Annotated in this window: 11 protein-coding genes; 7 read left to right on the plus strand and 4 right to left on the minus strand. The window is 69.8% G+C overall.

Translation table 11 applies throughout. The annotated features are described in order from the left end of the window. Window positions 1-2: 2 nt before the first annotated feature. From NYO99_RS00170 to NYO99_RS00180, 3 genes are read right to left on the minus strand one after another with little or no spacing between them, the layout of a single operon-like run. A complete protein-coding gene (locus NYO99_RS00170; protein ID WP_268165071.1) occupies window positions 3-392 on the minus strand; it encodes a putative zinc-binding protein in 390 nt (129 codons plus the stop codon). Next, window positions 389-586, minus strand: a complete 198-nt coding sequence (locus tag NYO99_RS00175) for a DUF3079 domain-containing protein (protein WP_268165072.1) — start codon at window positions 584-586, stop codon at window positions 389-391. The genes NYO99_RS00170 and NYO99_RS00175 overlap by 4 nt, the downstream gene beginning before the upstream one ends. Window positions 587-600: 14 nt before the next feature. Further along, window positions 601-1,002 carry a ribonucleotide reductase subunit alpha gene (locus NYO99_RS00180; RefSeq protein ID WP_268165073.1) on the minus strand — a complete coding sequence of 134 codons (402 nt, stop codon included), beginning with the start codon at window positions 1,000-1,002 and terminating at the stop codon, window positions 601-603. Window positions 1,003-1,144: 142 nt separating this feature from the next. On the opposite strand from NYO99_RS00180, the gene moaA reads away from it, so the two are divergent. The 4 genes from moaA (at window position 1,145) to NYO99_RS00200 (ending at window position 5,425) form a co-directional block, all read left to right on the plus strand. Beyond that, on the plus strand, window positions 1,145-2,242 hold the full coding sequence (gene moaA, locus NYO99_RS00185; RefSeq protein WP_422395462.1) for a GTP 3',8-cyclase MoaA: 1,098 nt from the start codon (window positions 1,145-1,147) through the stop codon (window positions 2,240-2,242). Between the two features lie 66 nt (window positions 2,243-2,308). Beyond that, complete coding sequence (locus NYO99_RS00190) at window positions 2,309-3,523, plus strand: NAD(P)H-dependent flavin oxidoreductase (protein WP_268165074.1); 1,215 nt, start codon at window positions 2,309-2,311, stop codon at window positions 3,521-3,523. Continuing rightward, a complete protein-coding gene (locus NYO99_RS00195) occupies window positions 3,520-4,755 on the plus strand; it encodes an NnrS family protein (protein ID WP_268165075.1) in 1,236 nt (411 codons plus the stop codon). The genes NYO99_RS00190 and NYO99_RS00195 overlap by 4 nt, the downstream gene beginning before the upstream one ends. Further along, window positions 4,739-5,425: a Crp/Fnr family transcriptional regulator gene (locus tag NYO99_RS00200; RefSeq protein WP_268165077.1), complete on the plus strand. Its 687-nt coding sequence runs from the start codon at window positions 4,739-4,741 to the stop codon at window positions 5,423-5,425. The genes NYO99_RS00195 and NYO99_RS00200 overlap by 17 nt, the downstream gene beginning before the upstream one ends. Here NYO99_RS00200 and NYO99_RS00205 read toward each other — a convergent pair. Further along, window positions 5,410-6,276: a hypothetical protein gene (locus tag NYO99_RS00205; protein ID WP_268165078.1), complete on the minus strand. Its 867-nt coding sequence runs from the start codon at window positions 6,274-6,276 to the stop codon at window positions 5,410-5,412. The genes NYO99_RS00200 and NYO99_RS00205 overlap by 16 nt on opposite strands. Window positions 6,277-6,409: 133 nt before the next feature. Here NYO99_RS00205 and NYO99_RS00210 point away from each other — a divergent pair, with 133 nt between their 5' ends. The 3 genes from NYO99_RS00210 to NYO99_RS00220 all read left to right on the plus strand — a co-directional run bounded on the left by NYO99_RS00210 (window position 6,410) and on the right by NYO99_RS00220 (window position 8,972). Further along, window positions 6,410-6,775: a SirB2 family protein gene (locus tag NYO99_RS00210; RefSeq protein ID WP_268165079.1), complete on the plus strand. Its 366-nt coding sequence runs from the start codon at window positions 6,410-6,412 to the stop codon at window positions 6,773-6,775. Next, window positions 6,772-7,284 (plus strand): hemerythrin domain-containing protein, encoded by a 513-nt coding sequence (locus NYO99_RS00215; RefSeq protein WP_268165080.1) that lies wholly within the window; start codon window positions 6,772-6,774, stop codon window positions 7,282-7,284. The genes NYO99_RS00210 and NYO99_RS00215 overlap by 4 nt, the downstream gene beginning before the upstream one ends. 161 nt (window positions 7,285-7,445) lie before the next feature. Then, window positions 7,446-8,972, plus strand: a complete 1,527-nt coding sequence (locus tag NYO99_RS00220; RefSeq protein WP_268165082.1) for an IS3 family transposase — start codon at window positions 7,446-7,448, stop codon at window positions 8,970-8,972. Window positions 8,973-9,048 lie beyond the last annotated feature (76 nt).

Here is a 9,048-nt window from a genome sequence, read left to right on the forward strand (position 1 = left end):
TTTCAGCGCGCGCCAAGCCTCGCCAAGCGCTCGCGGCAGAGGACGAGCAGTTCCTCGGCCTGCGCCGGGTCGAAGTCGCCATGCTGGACCTTGCGCACGCCCAGTTCGTGAAGGCGCAGCTCATCGGCGGCGGTGACGCCGACCCGTTCGAGGCTGGCACGCACACAGCCGAGTGGGCAGCCGTCGATGGCGAGGATGGGTCGATCGGTTTCGGCCGCGCGCCGCGCGGTGCGCACCAGCGGCTTGACGCCGCCGCCGACGCCAGCGATGCAGGACATCTCGGCGCTGCCCTCGCGGTCCAGACGCACCGCCAGGTGATTGGCCAGCTGGGCGGCGCTGGAGCAGCCGGAGCAGGCGTAGACCAGCGGGAGCGGCTCGGCGTCGGCGCTCATGCCGGATCCTTGGCGGGCGCTGCCAGGTCCTCGAAGCCGGGTTCGGTGAACCACTCCGGCCCCATCAGCTCGATCGGGTGCTGGGTGCGATCGCTGCCATTGCCGCAGCGCAGATCATCGGCCGGGCAGTAGAGGTCGCAGCCCCAGCAGATGCGCTCGGGATGGGCGGGGGCGATGGGGAAGCGTTTGGCCATGAGGCCTCAGCGCATCAGGCCATGAGTTGCACCGCCTCGCCGGCGGTGTTGAAGGGGATCAGCCCGCCCAGCTCGCCGGTCTCCACGCGCTTGACCAGCAGCTCCAGCATGCGCTCGACCTCCTTGGCGCTGCTCTGGCCGGCCAGCGCGGCCGCGAACATCAGGCTCCAGGCCGGGCCGGCATGCCGCGCCTCGGCGGCCAGGGCCGCGAAGTCGGCGAGTTCGGCCGGGTCCTTGTCCACGCACATCAGCGGGCGCAGCACGCCGCCGCTGCCGGCCTCGTGCGCGGCGCGCTGGGCGGGTGTGGCGTCGGGCTCGCACTCGGCGGCCGTGAAGACCATCAGCAGGCGCTGCGGTTCGGCTTGGGCCTGGGCGCGGGCCAGGGCCAGCAGGTCGTCGAAGTGCTCGATGTTCATGCGCCCAGCTTAGGGCCTGGGCGCTCGCGGCGGCAGCGCATCCGAAGGAGGGAGGGGTAGGTCGAAAGGACTAGGCCCCGGCGGCGCTGCTCCTGCCACGGCGGGATGGGCCGCCGACCCCTGCCTTCCCAGAATCGGCCGCATGGATCTGGCCCCTGTGCACTGGATGAGCGCGCCGCGCGCGCTGGCGGCTGTGCCTTCTCCCCCTCTCGACGGCTCGCTGCGCGACCGCCGCCAGCGGCCCTGGCGGGACCTGCGCATCTCGCTGACCGACCGCTGCAATTTCCGCTGCAGCTACTGCATGCCGCGCAGCCGCTTCGGGCCCGGGCATCGCTTCCTGCCGCAATCGCAACTGCTGAACTTCGAGGAGATCGTGCAGGTCGCCCGCGAGGCCCTGCAGCTCGGCGTGCGCACCCTGCGCCTGACGGGCGGCGAGCCCCTGTTGCGCCGCGATCTGGCGACCCTGATCCGCGAGCTGGCCGAACTGCGCACCCTGGACGGCGAGGCGCCGGACCTGGCGCTGACGACGAACGGCAGCCTGCTCGCCGATCAGGCTCAAGGCTTGCGCGACGCCGGATTGAGGCGCCTCACTGTCAGCCTGGACGCGCTCGACGACGCGGTGTTCCGCCGCATGAACGAGGTCGGCTTCCCGGTCGCGGAAGTACTGCGCGGGCTGGAGGCTGCGCAGCAGGCGGGCTTCAAGTCCATCAAGGTCAATATGGTCGTGCGCCGCGGCGTCAACGACCAGGAGGCGCTGCCGCTGGCCGAGCACTTCCGTGGTTCCGGCATGGTGCTGCGCTTCATCGAGTTCATGGACGCCGGTTGCCAGAACGGCTGGAAGCGCGACGAGGTGCTGGAAAGCGCCGTCCTGCGCGAACGCATCCATGCGCGCTGGCCGCTGCAGGCGCTGGCGCCGAGCAAGGGCGGCGAGACGGCGGAGCGCTGGCGCTATGGCGATGGCCAGGGCGAGATCGGTTTCATCAGCGCGGTCAGCAAGGCCTTCTGCGGCGACTGCACGCGAGCCCGGCTGACGGCCGACGGGCGGCTGTTCACCTGCTTGTTCGGTGCGCAGGGCCAGGACCTGCGGCCGCTGCTGCGCGGCCCCCAAGCCAGCGAGCAGGCGCTGCGCGAACGCCTGGCCGCGATCTGGGCGGCGCGCGCCGACGCCTACTCCGAGCAGCGCGAGCGCCTGCGCGAGCTGCAAACCGAACGTGCCGACATGCATGTGCTCGGAGGTTGAACCACGTCAAGGCGCTGCGCGGCGGTTCGCGCCAGCATCGCCGCTTTGCCCCGTCCCGGATTGCCCATGACCGCTATCTCCCTGTTCGATCGCATCGCCGGCGCCGGCCTGCGCCCCCTGAACCTGGCAGGACGCTCGCTGCTGCCCATCGTGCAGGGCGGCATGGGCGTGGGCATCTCGGCGCACCGCCTGGCGGGTGCCGTGGCGGCCGAGGGCGCCTGGGGCACCATCGCCTCGGTGGACCTGCGCCGCCATCACCCCGATCTGATGGCGCGCAGCGAGGGGATGAAGGACGGTGAGGAGAAGAAGGCCGTCATCCAGCAAGCGAATCAGGAGGCGTTGACGCGCGAGATCCAGGGCGCGCGGGTCATCGCCGGTGGCCGCGGTCTGCTGGCCGTGAACGTGATGCGTGCGGTGACCGACTACGCCGCCTCGGTTCGCACTGCGCTGGAGCAGGGCATCGACGCCCTGGTCGTCGGTGCCGGCCTGCCGCTGGACCTGCCCGAGCTGGCCCAGGATCACCCGAAGGCCGCGCTGATCCCCATCCTGTCCGACGCCCGCGGCGTGGCGCTGCTGTGGAAGAAATGGGAGCGCAAGAACCGCCTGCCCAGCGCCATCGTCATCGAGCACCCGGCCCACGCCGCCGGGCATCTGGGCGCGGCCAAGGTGGCCGACCTTGGCGAGGCACGCTTCGAGTTCGAGACCGCGCTGCCGGCGGTGCGCCAGCTGATCCGCGATGCCGGCATGGAGGGTCAGGTGCCGCTGATCGCCGCCGGCGGCGTGCGCCGCTGCGAGGACATCCAGCGCCTGCAAGCCCTGGGCGCCGACGCGGCCCAGCTTGGCACCGCCTTCGTGGCCACCACCGAGTGCGATGCGCATGAGAACTTCAAGCAGGTGCTGGCCGGCGCACGCGACGAGGACCTGGTCGAGTTCACCAGCGTGGCCGGCCTGCCGGCGCGCGCGCTGCGCACGCCCTGGCTGGAGCGCTACCTGAAGGCCGAGCCGCGGCTGCAGGCGGTTGCGCAGCTCAAGCAGCGCTGCACCATGGCCTTCGACTGCCTGCAGCAATGCGGGCTGCGCGACGGGCTCAAGGGTTGGGGACAGTTCTGCATCGACCAGCGCCTGGCCGCCGCGCTGCGCGGCGAGGTGACGAAGGGCCTGTTCTTCCGCGGCCGCGGCGCCTTGCCCTTCGGCGATCAAATCGCCAGCGTGCGCCAGCTGATGGAGCGCCTGCTAACGCCCGGCGTACCGGTCGGGACCCCGCTGGGGACCCCCGCATGAGAACGATCCCGATCCAGCCCCTGCGCGAGCCCTGGCGCCCGCAGCGCCTGCTCAGCGCGCCGCATCGCCTGGGCTTTGCGGTCGGCGCCGCGGCCATGAGCCTGCTGGCGATCTGGTGGCTGCTCGTGCTGCTCGCGCCGCGCTTCGACCTCGTGCTGCCCTGGGTGGTGGCGCCGACCCTGGCCCATGGCCTGCTGTTCACCCTGGGCTTCATGCCGGCCTTCATGGTCGGCTTCCTGTTCACCGCCGGGCCGCGTTGGCTGGGCATGCCGCCGGTGGAGGCGCGCACCCTGTTGGCACCGCTGCTGCAGTTCGGGATCGGCTGGGCGCTGGCGCTCGTGGGTCTGCATGCCGGCGGCCTGGTTGCCGCGCTCGGCGTTGCGCTCGCGGCGGCCGGCTGGCTGCGCCTGACCCTGCGCTTCGGCCGGCTCGTGCGCGAGAGCACGGCCCCTGATCGCCTGCACGCGAAGGGCGTGCTGATCGCCTGTGGGCTCGGTGTGCTGGCGATGGCGCTCGCCGGCTGGGCCCTGCTGAGCCAGCAGCCCTTGCTGCTGCGCGGCGCGACCCAGCTCGGGCTCTGGGGCTTCGTGGCCCCGGTCTACGCCATCGTCTCGCACCGCATGATTCCCTTCTTCAGTGCCGCCGCCTTGCCGAAGCTGGAGGCCTGGAAGCCGAACGCGCTGCTGGTCCCCATGCTGGGCGGCCTAGTCGCCGGTGGTCTGGCCGAGATGGGTTGGTTGCCGGCCTGGCTGCTGGCGCCGCCGCTGGCGCTGGCATCGCTGGCCCTGCTTCTGCTTGCCGTGCGCTGGGGCCTGGTGCGCAGCCTGCAGGGCGAGTCCCTGCGCCTCTTGGCCATGCTGCACGGCGGCTTCGTCTGGCTGGGTCTGGCGCTCGGTCTGCAAGCCGTCTCGCTGACGCTGCAGGCGACAGGGCAGGGAAGTCTTGGTGCCGCTCCGCTGCACGCCCTGACCCTCGGCTACCTTGGCTGCACGCTGATCGCGATGATCACCCGCGTGGCCGCCGGCCATAGCGGCCGACCGCTGGCCGTGGACCGCGCGGCCTGGGCCATCTACGGCCTGCTGCAGCTCGGCGTGCTCTTGCGCCTGGCCGCCTCGCTGGGCCTGAACAGCCTGATCCCTGCCGCCACGATCTGGGCCGCAGTCACGGTGTTCTGGACCTGGCGCTACGGTGGTTGGCTCGGCCGACCGCGCATCGATGGCCGGCCAGGTTGAGTTCTCGGCCGAGCGCTGGCTGCAGCGCCTGCCGCTGTTCAGCGAGATCGACGCCGAATCGCTGGCCCGCTTGGCCGCCGCCACGCGCCTCAAGCCGCTCGCCCGCGGCGAGCTGGCCTTACGTGCCGGTGACCCCTGCGAGGCCTTCTTCGTCAACCTCGGCCAGCCGATCAAGCTCTATGTGCTGGCGGCCAATGGCAACGAGAAGGTCATCGAGCTGATCGGCCCCGGCCACAGCTTTGCCGAGGCGCTGATGTTCCTCGGCCGGCCCAGCCCGGTGAACGCGCAGGCCCTGGGCGACACGCAACTGCTGGTGCTGCCGCGCCAGGCCGTGCTGGACGCGATGGCCGCCGACCAGCGCTTGGCGCTGCGCATGCTCGCCGGCCTGAGCCGCCGCCTGCACGGCCTGGTCAGCGATGTGCAGGCCTATGCCTTGCAGTCGGGCGTGCAGCGCGTCATCGGCTATCTGCTGCGCGACGCCGGTGACGGCGGCCCCAGCATGGTGGAGCTGCCGGTCAGCAAGGGCACCCTGGCCTCGCGGCTCTCGCTGACGCCGGAGTATTTCTCGCGTGTGCTGCGCGAGCTGGAGGAGGCAGGGCTGATCCTCGTCGAGGGGCGGCGCATCCACATCCAGGCGGTGGAGCGCCTGGCCGCCTACCCCGGGCCCTGAAACAGCAGCGCCGCCTCGCGCGGCTGCTGGATGTGCAGGCGCAGGCAGCGCGCACCGGCGGGCATTTCCGCGGGCCGGGCGGCGCCGCTAAGCACCGCGCTCAGGGCCCAGGGCCAGTCGCCACGCGCTGGTGCGGGCAGCAGGCGCTCCAGGCCGGGCAGCTCGTGCAGAGCCTGCAGCGCCGGTGCCTGCTGCCAGAGCGCGATCCAGCCGGGCCGCGATCCGCGCGGCGGTGCGGGCGTCAGCACCAGGCCCTGCAGCTCGCCGGCGCGCTGCCAGTTGAGCAAAGCCGCGAGCAGGCCGCGCTCGCTGCGCCCGAGCCGGCGCGCGCAGGCGGCGTAGGGGTTGGCGCAGAGCGGCACGCCCCGCTCAAGGTAGGCGGCCAGCTGCGGGTCGGCGCAGGGGCCGGCAGCTGCGTTCGCGGCGGCTGCAAGACGCAGCTTGGCCGCCGGCAACGCGGGCAGGCAGTTCAGCTGGGCCTTTAGGGCTGCGCCGTCCAGGGCCTCCAGCTCGGCCCAGAGCCAGGGCGGATCGCCCTCGGCCGCGCAGCGTTCGATGCGCAGGCAGCCGGGCAGGCCGGCCATTGCACCGGCCAGGGCCTCGTCGGCGTTGTCAAAGAACAGCAGCCAGCGTTCGCGCGGCAGGGCCTCACCCCAGCGCGCGTGGATGGGCTGCAGCTCACCGTCACGCTGCAGCTGGGCGCAGGTGCGCAACAGCTCATGCGGCGTGGCGCCGCTGCGCGCCGCCATCTCGCGGAAGGGTGAGCTATGCAGGGGCAGGCCCTGGCGCCAGCCCTGCAGCAGGGTGGGGCGAAGGCCGGCGCAGCAGCTGGGAGGTATGGCGCTTGGCATGGAGCCGATGCTGGATCCGCGGAACGGCGGCGGCCTTGATCTGCTTCAAGCCGGCACCGCTGGGGCTTGATGCAGCGCAAGCGCAGCGACGCCCGGGCTGCGGCATGCTTCGGCTGCGATGACGAGTTACCTCTTGCTGAAGCAGGCGCATATCGGCCTGGTGTCCCTGAGCCTGATCTGTTTTGCCGCCCGCGGCCTAGGCGTGCTGGCCGGCGCGGCCTGGCCGATGCGGACCGCGTTGCGCCGCGCCACGGTGCTCGTCGACAGCCTGCTGCTGGCCGCCGGCCTGGGCCTCTGGGCACAGCTGGGCTGGGCGCCCATGACCTGGCTGTTCGCCAAGTTCGGCTGGCTGCTCGCCTACATCCTGTTGGGCACCCTGGCCCTTCGCCGGGCGCACGGCCAGCGAGCGCGCTGGCTCTGTTTCCTGCTCGCCCTGCTTTGCGCCGCTCAGTTGGTGGCCACGGCGCGTGCGCATCACCCGCTGGGACGTCTTGCATGAATCTGTTGAACAATGCTCCGGCCGTCGGCTTCGATCAGCCCTACGAGATGCTGGAGGCCTGCCATGAGCGCGTGGAGCGTAGTCTGAGTCTTCTGCTGCGACTCGGCACGCACTTGCGGGCCCGCGGTGAGGTGGACCAACAGGCCCGCGATGCCGCGTTGGATGTCCAACGCTACTTTGACATTGCCGCGCCGCACCACCATGAGGACGAGGAGCGTCACGTGCTGCCGCTGTTGCGCCAGATCGGGCGAGGCGAACTGGCGGATCGTATTGCCGCCGACCATGTTCAGATGCACGCCGCCTATCTGGCGCTGCGACCCGGGCTCGAAGCCTTGCTCGACAAGGGCCTGATGCCTGACACAAGGGCCTGGTCGGTCTTCGCAGCGCTCTATCGTGCGCACATCGCGTTGGAGGAGGTTGAGGCCTATCCCGCCACTCTGCAGCTTAGCGGGCCTGAGGTCCTGGCGACCATGGGCGCCGAGATGGCCGCGCGCCGGCGCAACGGGTGACAAAACGCTACCGCGTGCACCCGCCTAAAGCAGCCACTCAGGGGCTTGGCTTCCAGGCGGTAGGTCTCCGGGTCGCCCTTCGTTTCCTTCTTGGCGTCGCCCAGGTCGACCAGTTCCAGTTGGGGATGCGGACGATTTCTTGGACTACCTGGAGGTAGTTCATGTATTCATACGAGGACCGGCTTCGAGCCGTGCAGCTGTACGTCAAGCTGGGCAAGCGCATCGGCTTGACCATTCGGCAGCTGGGATATCCGACGAAGAACGCGCTCAAGACCTGGTACCGCGAGTACGAACAGAGCCACGAGCTGCGCGCCGGCTACACGCGGCCGGCGAAGTTTTCCCAGGCGCAGAAGGCACGGGCTGTCGAGCACTACCTCGAGCACGGCCAGTGCATCGCGGCGACGATCAAGGCGCTTGGCTATCCCTGCCGTTCATTGCTGTCCGCGTGGCTTCAAGAGCTTCATCCGCAGCGCACGCGCGTTGTCGGTCGGCCGCAGGAGCTGGCGCCCGAAGCCAAACAGTCGGCTGTCATTGCCTTCTGCACGCGCCCGGCCAGCGCGCAGGCAGTGGCCGACGAGGTCGGCGTGTCACGGGGCTCGCTGTACAAGTGGAAAAATCAATTGCTCGGCCACGACGCACCCGCATCCATGAAGCGCAAGCAAGGCGCCCCTGCAAGCTCAGATCGAGCTGCCCTCGAACAGCAGTTCGAGAAGCTGCGACAAGACATCCGGCGGCTGCAGCTCGAGAAGGATCTGCTGAAGAAGGCGAATGAACTCTTAAAAAAAGAGCTGGGCATCGATCAGCAGCCCCTGACGAACCGGGAGAAGACGCTGCTGGTTGATGCCCTGAGGTCCACCTACACGGTGACGGAGCTGCTGTGCGAAGTCGGCCTGCCGCGCAGTTCCTACTTCTACCATCGGGCCCGACTCGGAGTGGCCGACAAGTACGCCGGCGTGCGCCAGGCCATGACCAACATCTTCGAGCGCAACTACCGCTGCTATGGCTACCGGCGACTTCACGCGTCGCTGAGCGATCAGTGCGTGAACGTCTCGGAGAAGGTCGTGCGCCGTCTGATGAAGCAGGAGCGCCTGGTCGCCGCGACGAGCAAGCGTCGTCGGTACGGCTCCTACATGGGCGAGATCAGTCCAGCGCCCGACAACGTGCTGAACCGCGATTTCAGCGCCGGTGCGCCGAACGAGAAGTGGCTCACTGACATCACGGAGTTCCAGATCCCGGCTGGAAAGGTGTATCTCTCTCCCATGATCGATTGCTTCGACGGCATGGTCGTGAGCTGGTCGATCGGCACGCGGCCGAACGCCGAGTTGGTCAACACGATGCTGGACGCTGCGATCGACAAGGTCGCTGTCAGTGGCGAGAAGCCCGTGGTGCATTCCGATCGCGGTGGTCACTATCGGTGGCCAGGCTGGCTGGCTCGAATCGCTGACGCCAAGCTGGTCCGCTCGATGTCACGCAAGGGATGCTCACCGGACAACGCGGCGTGCGAGGGCTTCTTCGGTCGGCTCAAGACCGAGATGTTCTTCGCTCGCGACTGGCTCACGACGACCATCGAAGAGTTCGTGGCGGCGGTGGACGCCTACATCCGCTGGTACAACGAGGCTCGGATCAAGAGTTCACTGGGCTTTCGCAGCCCCGCCCAGCATAGGCGGCGCTTGGGCATCGCCACATAACCAGTCCAAGTTTTTGTCCGCATCCCCTGCGCTACGCACGGGACGGGTTGCCAGTCAAAACCACATCGACTTGCTG

Source organism: Roseateles hydrophilus (assembly GCF_026712245.1).
Classification (GTDB): domain Bacteria; phylum Pseudomonadota; class Gammaproteobacteria; order Burkholderiales; family Burkholderiaceae_C; genus Pelomonas; species Pelomonas hydrophilus.